The 16470-nt window shown below is 72.6% G+C and carries 15 protein-coding genes; 6 read left to right on the forward strand and 9 right to left on the reverse strand.

The window, feature by feature from the left end; translation table 11 throughout:
• Window positions 1-20 precede the first annotated feature (20 nt).
• Entirely contained in the window at window positions 21-824 is an 804-nt protein-coding gene (locus tag IF17_RS0114860) for a VOC family protein (protein ID WP_030566005.1), read from the reverse strand.
• Between the two features lie 96 nt (window positions 825-920).
• On the reverse strand, window positions 921-1568 hold the full coding sequence (locus IF17_RS0114865) for a lysophospholipid acyltransferase family protein (protein WP_030566007.1): 648 nt from the start codon (window positions 1566-1568) through the stop codon (window positions 921-923).
• Between the two features lie 243 nt (window positions 1569-1811).
• On the opposite strand from IF17_RS0114865, the gene IF17_RS0114870 reads away from it, so the two are divergent.
• On the forward strand, window positions 1812-2765 hold the full coding sequence (locus tag IF17_RS0114870; protein ID WP_030566009.1) for an aminoglycoside phosphotransferase family protein: 954 nt from the start codon (window positions 1812-1814) through the stop codon (window positions 2763-2765).
• A gap of 105 nt (window positions 2766-2870) precedes the next feature.
• Here IF17_RS0114870 and IF17_RS0114875 read toward each other — a convergent pair whose 3' ends face one another.
• The 6 genes from IF17_RS0114875 to IF17_RS0114905 form a co-directional block, all read right to left on the reverse strand.
• Complete coding sequence (locus IF17_RS0114875) at window positions 2871-4472, reverse strand: glycoside hydrolase family 13 protein (RefSeq protein WP_030566012.1); 1602 nt, start codon at window positions 4470-4472, stop codon at window positions 2871-2873.
• A 183-nt stretch (window positions 4473-4655) separates the two neighbouring features.
• Window positions 4656-5609, reverse strand: a complete 954-nt coding sequence (locus IF17_RS0114880) for a carbohydrate ABC transporter permease (protein ID WP_030566014.1) — start codon at window positions 5607-5609, stop codon at window positions 4656-4658.
• An 18-nt stretch (window positions 5610-5627) separates the two neighbouring features.
• Window positions 5628-6596: a carbohydrate ABC transporter permease gene (locus IF17_RS0114885; protein ID WP_026242042.1), complete on the reverse strand. Its 969-nt coding sequence runs from the start codon at window positions 6594-6596 to the stop codon at window positions 5628-5630.
• Window positions 6597-6599: 3 nt separating this feature from the next.
• On the reverse strand, window positions 6600-7952 hold the full coding sequence (locus IF17_RS0114890) for an ABC transporter substrate-binding protein (protein WP_030566015.1): 1353 nt from the start codon (window positions 7950-7952) through the stop codon (window positions 6600-6602).
• A gap of 635 nt (window positions 7953-8587) precedes the next feature.
• Window positions 8588-8749, reverse strand: coding sequence for a hypothetical protein (locus IF17_RS1000000139275; protein ID WP_018515143.1), 162 nt, complete (start codon window positions 8747-8749; stop codon window positions 8588-8590).
• A 268-nt stretch (window positions 8750-9017) separates the two neighbouring features.
• A complete protein-coding gene (locus IF17_RS0114905) occupies window positions 9018-9722 on the reverse strand; it encodes an alpha/beta fold hydrolase (RefSeq protein ID WP_030566017.1) in 705 nt (234 codons plus the stop codon).
• A gap of 98 nt (window positions 9723-9820) precedes the next feature.
• Here IF17_RS0114905 and IF17_RS0114910 point away from each other — a divergent pair, with 98 nt between their 5' ends.
• The 4 genes from IF17_RS0114910 (at window position 9821) to IF17_RS0114925 (ending at window position 15074) form a co-directional block, all read left to right on the forward strand.
• Window positions 9821-10795: an LLM class flavin-dependent oxidoreductase gene (locus tag IF17_RS0114910; RefSeq protein WP_030566018.1), complete on the forward strand. Its 975-nt coding sequence runs from the start codon at window positions 9821-9823 to the stop codon at window positions 10793-10795.
• A gap of 150 nt (window positions 10796-10945) precedes the next feature.
• The gene (locus IF17_RS0114915; RefSeq protein ID WP_030566020.1) at window positions 10946-12979 is read left to right on the forward strand and encodes an ATP-binding protein; all 2034 of its coding nucleotides are present in this window, start codon (window positions 10946-10948) and stop codon (window positions 12977-12979) included.
• A 65-nt stretch (window positions 12980-13044) separates the two neighbouring features.
• Entirely contained in the window at window positions 13045-13548 is a 504-nt protein-coding gene (locus IF17_RS0114920) for a GNAT family N-acetyltransferase (RefSeq protein WP_030566021.1), read from the forward strand.
• Between the two features lie 296 nt (window positions 13549-13844).
• Window positions 13845-15074, forward strand: coding sequence for a serine hydrolase domain-containing protein (locus IF17_RS0114925; protein WP_030566024.1), 1230 nt, complete (start codon window positions 13845-13847; stop codon window positions 15072-15074).
• A gap of 66 nt (window positions 15075-15140) precedes the next feature.
• Here IF17_RS0114925 and IF17_RS0114930 read toward each other — a convergent pair whose 3' ends face one another.
• Window positions 15141-15977 carry a PepSY domain-containing protein gene (locus IF17_RS0114930; RefSeq protein ID WP_030566026.1) on the reverse strand — a complete coding sequence of 279 codons (837 nt, stop codon included), beginning with the start codon at window positions 15975-15977 and terminating at the stop codon, window positions 15141-15143.
• A 187-nt stretch (window positions 15978-16164) separates the two neighbouring features.
• Between IF17_RS0114930 and IF17_RS0114935 the strand changes: the two genes are divergently transcribed.
• The gene (locus IF17_RS0114935) at window positions 16165-16413 is read left to right on the forward strand and encodes a DUF6296 family protein (protein WP_030566028.1); all 249 of its coding nucleotides are present in this window, start codon (window positions 16165-16167) and stop codon (window positions 16411-16413) included.
• Window positions 16414-16470 lie beyond the last annotated feature (57 nt).

Below are 16470 nucleotides of genomic sequence, written 5' to 3' on the forward strand. Positions count from 1 at the left end.
GGTGACTCGACCGGGGTCGGTCACTCGGGGGTCGCGGGTGACCGGCGGGAGGTGAGCGTGAAGAAGGCACCGTGGGGGTCGCCGATCATCGACTCGGGGCCGTCGTCCGGGGAGACGGTCGGCGGGGAGACCTCACCGCCCGCCTTCCGCGCGGCCTCGGTGGCCGCCGTCAGGTCGTCGACCCGGAAGCGGACGTGCCACTGCGGGCGCAGCCGGGGGTCGGGGGACGCCCCGTCGCCGCCGCCGCGCAGGGTGGCCACGGTGTGGCCGCCCTGGCGGACGACCACGGTGTCCTGCTGGTAGACGTAGCCGACCTCGCAGCCGCCGGGGTCGTGGGGGTCCCAGCCGAAGACCTCGGAGTAGAAGATCGCGGCGTCGAAGGCGTGGCTGGTGCGCAGTTCGAGGGAGGCGGGTGCGCTGCCGCGGCCGATGGACCAGGGCGGGGTCCGGCCCTCCCAGAAGCCGAACCCGGCCCCTTCGCGGTCCGCGGCCACGGCTCCTCTGCCGGGGCCGAGCCGGAGCGGGCCGACGGCGATGGTGCCGCCGCGTTCCCGTACGCGGGCGGCGGTGGCGTCCACGTCGGAGACGGCGAAGTACGGGGTCCAGGTGGTGGCGGTGGGCAGGCCGGGGCCGATGCGGCCGATCCCGGCGACGGGCAGGCCGTCGGCGTGGGCGACGGTGAACCCCTCCCCCAGGGTGCCGGAGCGGAAATCCCAGCCGAGGACGGCCGTGTAGAAGTCCTGGGCGGAGCGCAGGTCCCGGGTCATGAGACTGACCCAGCAGGGAACGCCGTGCACAGGGGTGGTCCGCTCTGCCTCCGTCATCGCCGATCCGTCTCCTCGCCGGAACACCATGCCCTACATACCTACGCCGCCCGGGTCAGCGGCGCCACCCGGGCGTCGCCCGCCCACGCGGGATGGTCAGACACCCCCCAGGTGCCGGGCGGCCGTGCGCCAGGCGGTGGTGACGGCCTCGCGGGCGGTGGCGGTCGCGGCTTCGACGCCCGGGGGCAGGTGCAGCGGCGCGCCCAGGTGGACGTGGAGGCGGGGGCGGCGAGCAGGCGCGGTGAGGAACCCGGCGATCTGCTTGGCGACCGAGCCGGAGGTCACCCGGCGGGCGCCGGCCTGCCCGAGGGGGACGACGGGCGCGCCGGACGCGTGGGCCAGGCGGGCGAGGCCGCTGCGGAAGCTCTCCGGCGGCGCCTCGGCCGCGTCCCTGCGCGGCGGAATCCGGCCCTCCCCGTAGATGAGGACGTGGCGGCCCGACCTGAGCGCGGCGGCGGCCGTGTCGAGGGCGTCCGCCGCCCGGTGGGTGTTGCGGTGTACGGGGACGTGGCCGCCGCGCTCCAGGAGCTGGCCGAGGACCGGGATGCGCCAGAGGCCTGCGGTGGCCAGGACGACCGGTTCGACGTCGAGGCGCCGCAGCGCGGCGAGGACGACGCCGGGGTCGGCGAGGGAGGTGTGGTTGGCGACGATGATGGAGCCGGGCGCCGGGGCGCTGCCGTGGTCGGAGGTGACCGTGAGGCGGCCGAAGCGAGGGACGACGGCGGCTGCGACGTTGCTGAGCACGGTTCTCCTGGGGTCCTGGTGGGAGGGTTGACCTGGGCTTCGCGGTCGTGTTCATCGTCGCGGTGGCGAGGGGCTCGGACCTGAGTGCGGATACTCAGCCGGGGGTGGGTGGGGTGCTCGGCCTTTCTGCCCTGCCCGGCGGAAAACGGTGCGCGGGGCGTACGGCTCCGGCGGCAGACTGCCGGGGTTCGCCGACGCTGCCTCCCGACGCGATCAGGGGGCGTTCCCCGAGGAGTTGCCTGTATGAGCCCCGGCCCTTCCATCCCCTCCGGCCCCTCCCCCGCCTTCGGTGTCCCCGGCGCCCTGGTCGCGTCGTACGGTGCGCCCGGCGACGCCCGGGGGCGGGCGTGGCTGGCCGCGCTACCCCGGCTGGCGGCGGAGTTCCTGGGCCGCTGGGAGCTGCGTCGGGACGGGCCGGTCGCCCACGGCATGGCCGGGCTGGTGCTGCCGGTGGTCCGCGCGGACGGTACCCGCGCCGTGCTCAAGCTCCAGCCGCCCGGTGCGGAGAACGCGGGGGTGGCCGCCGGGCTCCGGGCCTGGGACGGCGACGGGGTGGTGCGGCTGATCGAGGTCGACCCGGTGGCGGGTGCCCAGTTGCTGGAGCGCCTGGACGCGGGGCGCCCGCTGTCGGCGGAGCCGGACGACGCGGTGGTGATGGGGGTGCTGGCCGGGCTCATGGCGCGGCTGTCGGCGGTGCCCGCGCCGCCGGGGATGCGCCGGCTCGGCGATGTCGCCGCCGCGATGGTGGCACGGGCGCCCGAGGCACTGGTGCTGCTGCGTGATCCGGCGGAACGGGAGCTCGTACGCACCTGTGCGGCCGCCGTGGCCGAGCTGGCCGGCGAGGCGGGTGACCGGCTGCTCCACTGGGATCTGCACGACGGCAACGTGCTGGCCGGTGAGCGCGAGCCGTGGCTCGCGATCGACCCCGAGCCGCTGGCCGGGGACCCGGGCTTCGAGCTGTGGCCCGCCCTGGACATCCGCTGGGAGAGGGTGGTGGAGGGCGGGGTGACGGGCCCGGTGCTGCACCGGTTCGACCAGCTCACCGAGGCGCTCGCGCTGGACCGGCGGCGGGCCACCGGCTGGACGCTCGGCCGGGTGCTGCAGAACGCGCTCTGGGACATCGAGGACGGGAGGACCGCGCTGGAACCCTCGCAGGTCGCCCTCGCCGTGACCCTGCTGGAACACCGGTCCGGATGATCGCCGCGAGGCCGCGCGGCCCGGTCGCGGGGCCCGGTCGCGGCGGCCTGGGGAACGGCCCCGGACGCCGTCGCGGTGTCCGGGGCCGGATCCTTCGTACGGGGGTCAGACCGCCAGCCACACCGCCGTGTCCTTCGGCAGCCGGCCGTCCTCGTCCAGGGGGTTGCTGGACAGCAGTACGCCGGTGTGCGCCGGGAGTTCGGCGGGGGTCTCGGCCAGGTTGACCACGCAGACGAGGGTGGCGCCGCGCGCGAAGACGAGGACGTCCCGCTCCTCGCTCAGCCAGCGCAGCTGCCCGGTGTGCAGCTCGGGCAGGGAACGGCGCTGCCGCAGGGCCTCGCGGTACAGCGACAGCATGGAGCCGGGGTCGGTGGCCTGGAGGTCGGCGGCGCGGGATGACCAGTCCGCCGGGAGCGGCAGCCAGGGTTCCACCGTGGAGCCGAAGCCCGCGTACGGTTCGTCCGCCGCCCAGGGCAGCGGGGTGCGGCAGCCGTCGCGGCCGGGGGCCCGGCCCTGGGAGCGGAAGTACATCGGGTCCTGGATGCGGTCCAGCGGTACGTCGGCCTCCGGGAGGCCCAGCTCCTCGCCCTGGTAGAGGTAGACGGAGCCGGGCAGGGCGAGGGAGAGCAGGGCGGCGGCGCGGGCGCGGCGGGTGCCGAGTTCCGGGTCGCTGGGGACGCCGAACGCCTTGGCCGTGAAGGCGAAACTGGTGTCCTCACGGCCGTAGCGGGTGATGGTCCGGGTGATGTCGTGGTTGCAGAGGACCCAGGTGGCGGGGGCGCCCACCGGGGCGTGTTCGGCGAGGGTCTCGTCGATGGACCGGCGCAGCCGCTCGCCGTCCCAGGGGCAGCTGAGGAAGCTGAAGTTGAAGGCGGTGTGCAGCTCGTCGGGGCGCAGGTAGCGGGCGAAGCGCTCGGAGTCGGGGAGCCAGACCTCGCCGACGAAGATGCCGTCGAACTCGTCGGCGATGGCCCGCCAGCTCCGGTAGATGTCGTGCAGCTCGTCCCGGTCGACGTACGGGTGCGGTCCCGGGTGTCCGGCGAGGTCGGGGAGGGCGGGGTCCTTGGCGACGAGGGCGGCGGAGTCGATGCGGACCCCGGCGACGCCCCGCTCGAACCAGAAGCGCAGGACGTCCTCGTGCTCCTGGCGTACGGCCGGGTGGGCCCAGTTGAGGTCGGGCTGTTCGGTGGCGAAGAGGTGCAGGTACCACTCGCCGTCCTCGGTGCGGGTCCAGGGCACTCCCCCGAACTCGCTCTCCCAGTCGTTGGGCGGGAGTTCGCCCCTCTCGCCGCGGCCGGGGCGGAAGTGGAAGAGTTCGCGCTCCGGGCTGCCGGGGCCCGCGGCGAGCGCCGCCTTGAACCACACGTGCTGATCGGAGACGTGGTTGGGCACGATGTCGATGATGGTGCGGATGCCCGCCTGCCGGGCTTCGGCGATGAGCTTCTCCGCCTCGGCGAGCGTGCCGAAGGCCGGGTCGACGACCCGGTAGTCCGCGACGTCGTAGCCGCCGTCCGCCATCGGGGAGAGGTACCAGGGGGTGAACCACAGTGCGTCGACCCCGAGTTCGGCCAGGTAGGGCAGCCGGGACCGCACGCCCGTCAGATCGCCGGTGCCGTCGCCGTCGCCGTCGGCGAAGCTGCGCACGTAGACCTGGTAAATGACGGCCGAGCGCCACCAGTCGTCGGCGGCAAGCTGGCTGCCTTCCATAAGGCGGGTTCCTTTCGGACGGGCGCGGTCGCCGGCGGGGTGTGCCGGTCGCGCAACAGGGAGGAGCTGGAGGTTCTGGCGCCGCCGCCCCGGAGCGGGGCGGGAAGGCCGGGGACGGCGGCGGGTCCGGGGTGGGCGGCGGGTGCGGTCGGCCTCAGGTCCCGCCCGGTGCTGACCGGCCGGTCAGCCCTTGGTGCTGCCCGCGCTGATTCCGGCGATGATGTGCCGCTGGAAGACCAGGAACATCAGGACCATCGGGATGCTCGCGATGACCATGGCGCCGATCAGCACGGTGAGGGGCACGTTCTGGGAGAGCTGGACCAGGGCGACGCTGATCGGCTGTTTCTCGGTGTCGGAGAAGACCATCAGGGGCCAGAGGAAGTCCTGCCAGACGGCGACGAGCGCGAAGATCGAGACGACGCCGAGCACCGGGCGGGACAGGGGCAGCACGATGGACCAGAGCGTACGGAGTTTGCCCGCGCCGTCGATCTCGGCGGCTTCCAGGACGTCGCGCGGGATCTGGTCGAAGAACCGTTTGAGCAGGTAGAGGTTGAAGGCGTTGGCGACGGCCGGCAGCCAGATGGCCAGCGGGTCGTTCAGCAGGTTGACGTGGATCAGCGGCATGTCCGCGATGGTCAGGTACTTCGGTACGACGAGGGCCTGGACCGGGACCATCAGGGTGGCGAGGATGCCGCCGAGGATCACCTTGCCGAAGGCGGGCTTCAGCTTGGACAGGGCGTAGGCGGCGGCCGTGCAGAAGACGATCTGGAGCACCCAGGCGCCGGTCGCCTGGACCACCGTGTTCCACAGGTGGGTCGGCAGCCGCATCAGGTCCCAGGCGTCGGTGTAGCCGGTCACCTGCCACTGTTCGGGGACGAGGGTGGGCGGGGTGCGCACCACTTCCTCGGGCGGTTTCATCGCGCCCGTGACCATCCAGTAGACGGGGAAGAGGAACGCGAAGGCGAAGAGGACGACGACGAGGGCGAACACCGACCAGTACGTGACCTTGCCGCGCCGCCCGGCGAGCGCGAGCGGGGAGACGATGGTGCGTACGGAGCGCTCGGCGGGTGCGTCCGCCGGCCGGCCGGTGAGGGCGGCGACGGGCTGCTGTACCGGGGGCGGAGCTGTCTGGGTCATGGTGGGCGGCCGCTCCTCTCAGTCGGTGCGGGTGAGTCGCAGATACAGGGCGGAGAAGGCGGTGAGCACCAGCAGGAGCATCACGCTGAGGGCGGACGCGCCGCCGAAGTCGTTGTAGAGGAAGGCGTACTTGTAGATCAGGTAGAGCACGGTGACGGTGGAGTTCTCCGGCCCGCCTCCGGTGATGACGAAGGGTTCGGTGAACACCTGCATCGTCGCGATGACCTGGAGCAGCATCAGCATCAGGATGATGAAGCGGGTCTGCGGGATGGTGACGTGCCGGATGCGCTGCCAGAGGGAGGCGCCGTCCAGTTCGGCCGCCTCGTAGAGCTCGCCGGGGATGCCCTGGAGCGCGGCGAGGTAGATGAGGACGGTGCCGCCCATGTTGGCCCAGGTGGCGACGATGACGAGGGAGACCAGTGCGGTGTCGGCGCCGTTGGTCCAGTTCGAGGTGGGCAGGTGGAGGAAGCCGAGCACCTCGTTGGCGAGGCCGGCGCCCGGATCGTAGAACCACTTCCACAGCAGGGCGCTGACCACGGGCGGGATCATCACCGGCAGGTAGACGACGACCCGGAAGAACGCCTTGGCGTGGCGGAGTTCGTTGAGGACGAGGGCCATGACGAACGGGATGGCGAAGCCGATGACCAGGGCGAGCACGGTGAAGGTGAGCGTGTTGCGCCAGGCCGCGGTGAACTCCGGGTCCTGGAAGACCCGGGTGAAGTTGGCGGTGCCCACCCACTGGGGGTCGGAGCCGGGCGTGTACTTCTGGAACGCGATGATCACCGACCGGATGGCCGGGTACCAGGAGAAGAGGATGAAGCAGAGGAGACCGCCGGTCAGGAACGCGTAGGCGGTGGCCTGGTCGGCGATCTTGCGGCGGAGCGGGCCCAGCGGCCCGCGGCCCGCCGGGCGGGCGCCCCCCGAGGGGGGCGCCGTGCCGGCGGGCCGCGTCACCGCGGGTGGTGCGGGCTGGGACGTGGTCTTCATGGATCAGCCCCGGGTCAGGATTCCGTCGATCTTGGACTGGGCGTCCTTGAGGAGCTGGTCGATGTCGGCGTCCTTCTTGGTGAGCACCGCGGAGACGGCGCCGTCGAGGACGGCGTAGATCTGCTGGCCGTGCTTGGGCTCCAGCTTCATGTCGAGCTGCTGGCCTCCGTCGATGAACGCCTGGTAGTTCTCCACCGGGACGTTGGCGGAGGCCTTCTTCAGCTCCTGGTCCTTGGCGTCGGTGGCGCCGGTGAAGAGGCGCGGCTCGGGCAGGCCGACCGGTGACTTGTCCTCGGCGGCGCGGGCGTAGTTGTTCATGTAGCCCTGGCCGGGGGTGAGGAAGGTCCACTCCAGCCACTTGAGTCCGGCCTTGATCTGCTCGGGGGTGGCCTTCTTGTTGAACATGTAGCCGTCGCCGCCCATGAGGGTGCCCTTGCCGCCGGGCATCGGGGCGAACGCGAGGTCCTCGTACTTCCCGCCGGCCTCCTTGACGATGCGCGGCACGTTGTCGGGGGCGGCGAGGTACATGCCGAGCTTGCCGGAGCCCATCATCTGGAGGGTGTCGTTGATGATGAGGAGCTGCTTGGCGCCCATGGAGTTGTCGCGCCAGCGCATGTCCTTGAGGTTCTGCAGGACGGCCTTGCCCTCAGGGGTGTCGACGGTGGCCTTCTTGCCGTCCTCGCTGACGACGGAGCCGCCCTGGGAGTAGATGTGGGCGGTGAAGTGCCAGCCGCCCTGGTTCTGGGCGCTGTACTCGGCGAAGCCGACGGTGCCGTTGCCCAGGCCCGCGATCTTCTTGGCGGCGGCCTGGACCTCGGGCCAGGTGGCCGGCGGCTTCTCCGGGTCGAGGCCCGCCTTGGTGAAGAGCGACTTGCTGTAGAGCAGGCCCATGGAGTAGTTGGTGCGCGGGACGCCGTAGATCTTCCCGTCGACGGTGTAGGCGTCGCGCAGGGGTTGGGCTATGTCCTTGTACGCCTTGAGGTCCTTGACGTACTCGGTGATGTCGGCGGCCTGGTTGATGGAGACGACCCGCTCGGTGTCGGTGAAGTACGTGTAGAACACGTCCTCCATCTGACCGCCGGCCAGCTTCGCGTCGAACGTCTTGGGGTCCTGGCACGGGAAGGCGTCGTGCGCGGTGATGTCGATGTCCGGGTTCTGCTTCTCGAACGTCTTGACGTCCTCGTCGAACCGCTGGTGGTCGATCTTCGCACTCGGCTGGGGCCAGCAGTTGACCGTGATGCGCGTCTTGCCGTCCGCGGCGCTCTCGCCCTCGGAGTTGCAGGCGGCCAGGCCGGTGACGGCCAGTGCGGTGGCGACGGCGGCGGTGCAGGTACGACGAAGAACAGAACTTCTCATCGGTGGACCCCTTAAGGGCAGGAGTGCGGGAAGCCCACAGCCCCGAGCTGTGCGGCGGACCACACTCAACCACCGCCGACGAATGTCCGCAAGATGTCACGTTGATTTCGTAAATCATTGACAGCCTTGGCCCGTCGCATGCGCCAAGCATCCGCAGAAGTACGGACGGAAGGCTGTACACGGAGGGGTGGATCCGGCTATTACGGGCAGGCCGCCTGCGCAACGTCCGCAAGCGGCGGCAGCGGGGAAAGACTCCGGGCCGGCTCGGGGAGCGCGGGGGGAATGCGGATGCGGGAAGGTGACGAAGGCCGGACGCGGCGGCGATGGCACGATCGCCCGCCACCGTCACGGACAGTCTGGGAGCGCTCTCCGCACCGATGTGCGGGCCGCTCACCGGGGGCGGGGCGAAACTCTCACGCCCGGCCGCCGGGTGGCCGCGGTGACACCGGCACCCCTTCGGGCACTCGGCCGGACCGCGGCCCCACCCACTCTCGCCGACGACGCTTCTTCAGTAAGCCGTCGCCTCGGATACGCAAGAATATGGCAATAGTTGCACGACGTTTATCGTCTCGTGATGGACATGTCCATCCCTGGGCGGCTTGCCCTGGCGCCGTGGCGCCCTGCGCCCCGGCGTCCTAGCGGTAGGCGGCGGACGACCGTACGGCGCCGAAGTCGATCGCGCGGTCCGCGTCGCGCAGGACCTCCTCGGCCACGCGCCGTACCTCGGCGAGCACGTCTCCCTGCTCCTCCACGAGGCCGGCGTAGATCGGTGCTTCGGTGCTGTCTGCGGAACTCATGCGGATTTCCCCGTCTGGTCTGGTGCGGAAAGCCCCGCCGGTCGGCGGAGCGGGGGCGAGTGTACGTGGTGGGCGGCGGGCGCCGCGATTCCCGGTCCGGGGACCGAGACGTCCCCGGACCTGCCGGAACGGCTCCCGGGCAGGGGCCGGTGCCCCTCGGTCCACTCGTTCACCCAGCCGCAGCCCGAGCAGGCGTACCGGCCGTCGAGCCCGGCGATCTGGGTGCCGCACCGGGCGCATCCGATGTAGGTGATCTCCGGGTGTTCCGTCATCGCCCGGTTCCGGCGGCGTCCAGGAGGACGCGGGCGAGCTCGTCCGGCCGGGAGAACATCGGCCAGTGGCCGGTCTCCATGGTGACCAGCTCCCACCGCTCGCCCTTCAGGAGCGCGGCCACGTCGGGGCCCGGCTCGGGGCCGTCGAGCAGGCACTTGACGTACGTCGCGGAAAGCTCGCCGAGGGAGCCCCGCAGGACGGCGGGCTCGGTGAGGGTGGCGCCCGGGTGGGGTGTGGCTCCCGCCACGATCCGGGCGGTCTCCTCGTCGCCGAGCTCCTGGCCCGCGCAGTCGTCGGCCGTCAGCACGGGCCAGAAGCCGCCGTTCGCGGCGATCGCCGCCTCGACCTGCGCCCGGCCCTCCGGCCAGCCCGACACGAAGGACTCGCCGTCGGCCGGAACGCTGGAGTCGACGAAGACCGCCCGGGCCAGCCGGTCACCGATCCGCTGCGCCGCCTGTCCGACCGGGATGCCCGCGTAGCTGTGCCCGACCAGGACGACGTCCCGCAGGTCCAGGCGCTCGACATGGCTCACGATGTCGTCGACGTGGGTCTGCTGTCCTGCCTGCACGCCCTGCCGGTCGGCGAGGCCCGACAACGTCAGCGGATGGGCCGTGTGCCCGGCCGCGCGGAGGCCGGGCAGCACATCGCTCCACGCCCACGAGCCGAGCCAGGCACCTGCCACGAGTACGAAGTTCGTCATGGCAGCAACGTAACGCAGGGGTCCGACAGTGCCCTTCGGCTCCTGCGGGGCCGCGTTCGCTAGGTTCTCCGTACACCGAGAACCCGAGGAGAACAGCTGTGCCTTCCCCCACCCTCACCCCCTCCCCCGCCGTGGGCGTCCTGCTGCCGCGCGATCTGCCCACGGATCTGATCCTGCCGTTCGGCCGCCGGGCCGAGGAGCTGGGGTTCGGTTCGGTGTGGGTGGTGGAGGATCTCGGCTTCCGCGGCGGGATCACCCAGGCGGCCGCTGTCCTGGCCTCCACGCCCCGGATCAGGGTGGGCATCGGGCTGCTGCCCGCCGGTGCCCGCAACGTGGCGTTCGCGGCGATGGAGATCGCCTCCCTGGCCCAGCTCTTCCCCGGCCGGATCGACATCGGCGTGGGACACGGCATGCCCGGCTGGATGCGGAGCGTCGGCCAGTGGCCGGGGAGCCCGCTCACCTTCCTCCACGAGTACATCGACGCCCTGCGCGCACTGCTGCGCGGCGAGGCTCCGGAGGTCCGGGGGCGGTACGTGCACCTCGACGGCGTCCGGCTGGAGCGCGGCGCGCTGCCCGACGTGGTGCCCGACATCCTGGCGGGCGTCCGGGGCCCCAAGTCCCTCGCCGTCTCCGGTGAGGTGGCCGACGGGACGATCCTCGCCGAGCCCGTCGCCCCCGAGTACGTACGGGCCGCCCTCGGGCAGATCGCCGCCACCCGCCCGCACCGGCTGGTCGCGTACAACATCGGCTCCGTCGACCCCGATCCCGCGGCGGCCCTCGCCGCGGCGCGGCCGGGGCTGGAATGGATCGGCGAGCCGGAGTGGCACGCCCACATCGCGCCGCTCCCGTTCGCCGCGGAGCTGGTGGAGCTGCGGGCCGCGTGCGCGACCCGGGAGGAGTTCGTCCGCCGCCTGCCCGATGCCTGGGTCGCGCGGCTCGCGGTGACGGGAACGCCGGAGGCGGCCCGCGCCCGCCTCGGCGAACTCGGGGCGGCGGGCGTCACCGACGCCGTCCTCGCCCCGGTCGGACCGGACCCCCTCGGGGCCTTGGAGTCGCTGGCCGGCGTGGTCTGACGGCTCGGGCCCCGCCCTCCGGACGGTTACGGATCCCGCCTTCCGCATGTGTCAACTTCTGATCGGGCAGGGGGCATTGTCAGCCGTTCTTGACTGCTTTTCGCTATGAACGGAGGCCGCGGGGCTCGGCGAGGCAGGATGGCAGGCGTGATGGGCAACCTCCCTGTCGTGACGACCAGCTTCGTCGGCCGCGACAGCGAACTGGACAGTATCGACCGGGCACTTCGCGATCACCGGCTGGTCACTCTCAGCGGGAGCGGCGGGGTCGGCAAGAGCCGGCTGGCCCTGCAGACCGCCGGGCACGTCCGGGACCGGTACCCGGACGGCGTGTGGTGGGCCGACCTCTCCCATCTGGACGACGACCAGCTGCTCAGCACGACGGTGTGCGACGGTGTCGGACTGCTGGACCACAGCTCCCGCCGCCCGGTGGCCGCGCTCTGCGAATGGCTCTCGGACCGGCATCTGCTGCTCGTCCTCGACTGCTGCGAGCGGGTCGTCGACTCCTGCCGGCAGCTCGTCACCGAGCTGCTCGCCGCCGCCCCGGGGCTGACCGTCCTGGCCACCAGCCGGCAGCCGCTCGGCGCGGAGGGCGAGCACGCGCTGGAGGTTCACCCGCTCTCCGCGGGCGAGGACGGCGACGAGGCCGTCCGGCTCTTCCACGACCGGGCCGCCGCCGTCGTCCCCGGGCTGGTGCTCGACTCTCCCGGCGACACGGCCGCCGTGACGGAGATCTGCCGCCGCCTCGAAGGGATACCGCTCGCCGTCGAGCTGGCCTGCGCGCAGCTCCGCGAGAGCAGCGCGCAGGAGATCACCGGACGGCTGGCCTCCCGGCTGGACGCCCTCAGCGACGACACGCTCTGGCCCCGCCGCCACCGCGCCCTGCGTACCACCATCGGCTGGAGCCACGAGCTCTGCGCCCCGCTGGAGCGCCTGCTCTGGGCGCGGCTCTCGGTCTTCCGGGGCGTCATCATGGCGGCCGACGCCGAGGCGGTGTGCGCGGGCGGGCCCCTCGGCGCCGAGGCGATCGGCCCCGCGCTGGAGAGCCTCGCCGAGCAGTCCGTGCTCCGGCGGACCGGTGACGGCTACCGCATGCTGGACACGCTGCGCGAGTACGGGGCGATGTGGCTGGCCGAACTGGGCGAGGACGCGCTCCTGGCGGACCGGCACGCCCGGCACTTCGCGCAGGCGGCCGTGCAGGCGCACGCCGGCTGGCTGGGCCCCCAGCAGGTCGAGTGGTACCGCAGGGTCGCCTCCACGCACGCGGATCTCTGTGCGGCCCTGGAGCATCTGCTGGCCGAGGACCCCGAGCGGGCGATGGAGATGGCCGGGTGCGCCGGTCTGTTCTGGAGCTGCTGCGGCCACCTCCACCAGGCCCGGACCTATCTGGAGCGGGTGCTGGCCCTGCCCCTCTCGGCCGGTCCGCACCGCACCCGCGCGCTCTGGGCCCTCGGCATTACGCTGACCCTGCAGGGGGACCATGAGGCGGCCCGCCGCGTGGGTACGGAGTGCGAGGAGGCGGCCCGTCTCGGTCAGGACGCCGAAGGGGCGCTCTCGGCGGCCCACTCCATGAGCTTCACCTATCTGATGATGGGCCGCCCGCAGACCGCGCACCTGGTCAGCGACCATGCCCTGCGCCTCCACCCCGGAGACCCCGCCGACGCCCCCTCCCAGATGCGCTGCCGGGTGATACGCCTCTTCGCGCTGTCCGCGCTGGGCCGCCTGGACGAGGCGTACGAGGAGGCGACCCGGCTCCAGCGGATAAGCCTGCGCTTCGGCGAGCACTGGGCGCGGGCCTACGCCGACCACCAGCTCGCCCTCATCCACCTTCTCCAGGGCCGCCCCCGCCACGCGGAGAGCCACGCCCGCGCGATGCTGGCGAGCAAGCACGAGCTCCACGACAGCCTCGGTATCGCCCTGGGCCTCGACCTGCTCGCCGGAGCCATCGCCGCCCAGGGGGACGGGGTGGCGGCGGCCCGTACCTCCGGCACCGGGCACACGTACTGGCGGATCATCGGCCACCCGCACCGCGGCACCCCCGAGCTCGGGGCGATCCGGGAGCAGTGGGAGCTCCAGGCCCGGCAGGCGGCCGGGAACACGGCGTACGAACGGGCCTACCGCCGGGCCTCGGCCGACGACGCCGAGCGCGGCCTGGCCCATGCCCTGGAGCGGCAGCTCCCCTCGTGACCGGGCCCGTCTGCCGTAACGGCACCGGGGCTCCGCCCGCCGGAGCGGCTCATTAGCATCCTGGTATGACGATCATCAGCCGGCTCCGGCCCGGTCATGCCGAGGCACTGCTCGCGTTCGAGCGGGAGAACCGCGCGTACTTCTCGGCCTCCGTGCCCGACCGGGGCGACGACTACTTCACCGGCTTCGCCGCACGCCACCGCGTCCTGCTCGCCGAGCAGGACGCCGGGCTGCACCACTTCCACCTCATCGAGGAGGCCGACGGCACCGTGCTGGGCCGGATCAACCTCGTGGGGGTGGCGGACGGTTCGGCCGAGCTCGGCTACCGGATCGCCGAGAAGGCCGCGGGGCGCGGGCTGGCGACCTGGGCGGTCCGGCAGATCTGCGGGGTGGCGGTCGCGGAGTACGGGCTCACCGCGCTGCGGGCGGAGACGACGCTCGACAACGCGGGTTCCCGTGCGGTGCTGACCCGTACGGGGTTCGAGCCGGTGGAGGACGTCATGTTCGGCGCCCGGCCGGGGCGACGGTACGTCCTCGATCTGCGCGGGGACGCTTGCCCGGCCCGGTGAGCGGCACTCCTGAGAGACGCCGGGGGGTAAAGGGGGACGGCCGGATGGTCCACTCCGGGGGCGGGCTCCGCCCGGCCGCCCGATGCTGGGCTCGCGGCAGCCGCCGGCCAGGGGCTGTCGTGGAGTCAGGCCCAGGACGCCCAGGGGTCGTCGGGGAAGCAGGCCCAGGACACCCCGGGGCCGTCGAGGCATCAGGCCCAGGACGTCCAGGGATGTCCGGCCCGATCCGCCCCGCCCCTCCCCGCTCCTCCTGAGGCCCGGCCCGCCCGTTCCGACCCACCTTCAGGAGGTAGCCCGTGCCCACTCGTCCCCTTCTGCGCGCCCCTTCCCGACCGTTGCGGCGAAGAGCCGTCGTGGCCGTGCTGGCCGCCGCCTCGCTCGCCGGGCTCATGACCGGCCCGGCCCGGGCGGGCGGTGACGGGGGTGACGGCCCGCACGGACCGCACCGTCCGGCCGACCGCGAGCTGCAGCGCAGGCTCCAGGCGCTCGTCGACACCCCGGGCGGACCGCCCGGCGCCATCGCCGTGCTGACGGCCGGCGGCCGCAGCGAGGTGTACCGGGCCGGTACGTCGGAGGTGGGCACCGGCCGCCCGCCGCAGCCCTCCGACCACATGCGGATCGCCAGTGTGGCGAAGGCCTTCAGCGGCTCGGTCGCGCTGCACCTGGCGGACCGGGGGCGCCTCTCGCTCGACGACACCCTCGGCCGGTGGCTGCCCCGTCTCCCCGCCGCCTGGCACCGGGTGACGGTCGCCCAGCTCCTGAACCACACCAGTGGGCTGCCGGACTACACCGAGGCCCCCACGTTCATCGCCGAGTTCGCGGCCGATCCGCGCCGCCACTTCGACTCGCGCAAGCTGCTGCGGTACGTCGCCGGGGAACCGCTGCGGTTCCGGCCGGGCTCGGCGTACCGCTACTCCAATTCCGACAACATCGCCGTGGCCCTGATCGCCGAGGCCGCGACGGGCACCCGCTACGAGCAGCTGCTGGCCGAGATCGTCTACCGGCCGCTGGGGCTGCGCGCCACCTCGCTCCCCCAGGGGTACCGGCTGCCGAAGCCGTATCTGCACGGGTACGACGTGGACCCGCCGAACCCGCCGGAGGACCTCTCCACGGCGATCAGCGCCTCCGGGGTGTGGGCGTCCGGCGGCATCGTCTCCACGCCCGAGAACCTCGGCACCTTCATCCGCGCCTGGGCCGGCGGCCGGGACCTGAGCCCGCAGATCCGCCGTAAGCAGCTCACGTTCGTCGCGGGTGCTTCCGAACCGGCGGGCCCCGGGCGCAACGAGGCCGGGCTCGCGCTCTTCGCGTACCGGACGAAGTGCGGCACGGTGTACGGCCACACCGGCAACTTCCCCGGCTACACCCAGCTGGCGGCGGCCACCAAGGACGGCAAGCGGTCGCTGACCGTCTCGCTCACCTCGCAGGTCAACAGCGTGACGAACCCGCGGCTGCTGGCCACCCTCCGCACCCTCCAGGAGGACTTCGTCTGCCGGCTGCTGGAGCGGCGCACGCCGCACGGGGCATAGGAGAAGGGGTACGCCGGGTGTCCGGCGTACCCCTTCCTCACGTATCGGTGACCCGTCGGGGGACGGTCAGTCGTTGTCGGTCTCCTCGCGGACGATGGTGTCGTTCTTGGCGTCCACGTCGAACGTGGTCTTCTTCCAGTCGGACCCGACCACGTCGACCGACCAGACGACGCTGTTGCCGTCGTTGCCGTCGGCCTCGTCCAGGCTGACGGAGGTGACGGTGCCCTTCTTCTTCTCCGTGGCGACCTTGGCCGCCTGCTCGGGCGTCTGCGTGGCCTGGGCGAGCCGGTCGGCCGTCTGCTTCTTGTCCTCGGCGTCCTGGTCCGCGTCGACGCGGGCCTCGATCACCTTGCCGTCGACCGCGTTGATCCGCACGGTGTGGACCGTGCCGTCCTTCTCGGCGACCTCCGCGACCCAGACGGGGCCGTCGGCACCCGGGCTCGCGCTCGGCGAACCGGTGGCGGTGGGACTGCCGGTCGGGCTCGGGCTACCGGTGGGGCTGGGGCTGCCCGTGGGGCTGCCGGTCGGACTACCGGTCGGGCTGGGGCTCTCGTCGCGGTCGTCGTCGTCCACACCTTCCAGGTCGAGGTCGACGAGCTTGCCGCCCGCCACTTCACCGACCGCGGTCGTCGCCGCGTCGTCGAAGGTGACCTTGGTGGCGTCCAGCACGCTCTTGCGTTCCTGCTGGTCCTCGGTCAGGTCGGCGGTGGCCGACGGGGACGCCGTCGTCCTCTGCGGGAGGACCTTCGCGGCTTCGGTGGCCGCGGACGTCGCACTGTCCGAGCTCTGACCGCATGACGTCAGCAGGAGAGCGGCGGCCGCCAGGCAGGCGGCGGCACCGGTCGCCCTGAGGTTGCGGGAGCGTAGGGAAAGACGGTTGTTTCGTCGGGGCTCAAGTCTCATGTACGCATGCCTAGCCCTCCCTGCGATCAGTCATGTTGTCCTGCCGGTCGGAGTCACCCGATCGACCGGACACCTCCGCCCGTTGGCCGTCGCGTAGCCGCGCGCCGCTCCCCGGGCGGGACGCACCCGGGTGCGAAACAATGGGGGGCGGGGCCGGCTGTCGTCATGGCCCCGCCGGGAGGCCGTCATGGAGCACACGGAGCGTTACGAACTCATCTTCCAGATGTCCGGCGCCGAGGACGACGTGGTCACCGTCCGGCTCACCGACCGGACCGGAGCGGGCGGATCTCCCGTGTACGAGGACGAGACCGGGATCGTCCGTGCCGAGATCAGCGACCGGGGCGAGGTGCGGATGCTCGCCAGCGGAGGACACCAGGTCCCCGGCACCCCGCTGCTCGCGCGGCCACTCGTCGAAGGGGTTCCCGGGAGGCGCTGAGCAGACGGATCGCAGATCACAGGCGGGGCGTACCGGTGAAGCGGTGCGCCCCGCCGA

Origin of the sequence: Streptomyces cyaneofuscatus (assembly GCF_000718135.1) — a bacterium.
GTDB classification, from domain to species: Bacteria; Actinomycetota; Actinomycetes; order Streptomycetales; family Streptomycetaceae; genus Streptomyces; species Streptomyces cyaneofuscatus.

Excerpts from the sequence above, each read along its gene's own strand:
- IF17_RS0114860 (WP_030566005.1), bottom strand. The coding sequence starts at position 824 with ATGACGGAGGCAGAGCGGACCACCCCTGTGCACGGCGTTCCCTGCTGG.
- IF17_RS0114870 (WP_030566009.1), top strand. The coding sequence starts at position 1,812 with ATGAGCCCCGGCCCTTCCATCCCCTCCGGCCCCTCCCCCGCCTTCGGT.
- IF17_RS0114875 (WP_030566012.1), bottom strand. The coding sequence starts at position 4,472 with ATGGAAGGCAGCCAGCTTGCCGCCGACGACTGGTGGCGCTCGGCCGTC.
- IF17_RS0114880 (WP_030566014.1), bottom strand. The coding sequence starts at position 5,609 with ATGACCCAGACAGCTCCGCCCCCGGTACAGCAGCCCGTCGCCGCCCTC.
- IF17_RS0114885 (WP_026242042.1), bottom strand. The coding sequence starts at position 6,596 with ATGAAGACCACGTCCCAGCCCGCACCACCCGCGGTGACGCGGCCCGCC.
- IF17_RS0114890 (WP_030566015.1), bottom strand. The coding sequence starts at position 7,952 with ATGAGAAGTTCTGTTCTTCGTCGTACCTGCACCGCCGCCGTCGCCACC.
- IF17_RS1000000139275 (WP_018515143.1), bottom strand. The coding sequence starts at position 8,749 with ATGAGTTCCGCAGACAGCACCGAAGCACCGATCTACGCCGGCCTCGTG.
- IF17_RS0114905 (WP_030566017.1), bottom strand. The coding sequence starts at position 9,722 with ATGACGAACTTCGTACTCGTGGCAGGTGCCTGGCTCGGCTCGTGGGCG.
- IF17_RS0114915 (WP_030566020.1), top strand. The coding sequence starts at position 10,946 with ATGGGCAACCTCCCTGTCGTGACGACCAGCTTCGTCGGCCGCGACAGC.
- IF17_RS0114920 (WP_030566021.1), top strand. The coding sequence starts at position 13,045 with ATGACGATCATCAGCCGGCTCCGGCCCGGTCATGCCGAGGCACTGCTC.
- IF17_RS0114930 (WP_030566026.1), bottom strand. The coding sequence starts at position 15,977 with ATGAGACTTGAGCCCCGACGAAACAACCGTCTTTCCCTACGCTCCCGC.
- IF17_RS0114935 (WP_030566028.1), top strand. The coding sequence starts at position 16,165 with ATGGAGCACACGGAGCGTTACGAACTCATCTTCCAGATGTCCGGCGCC.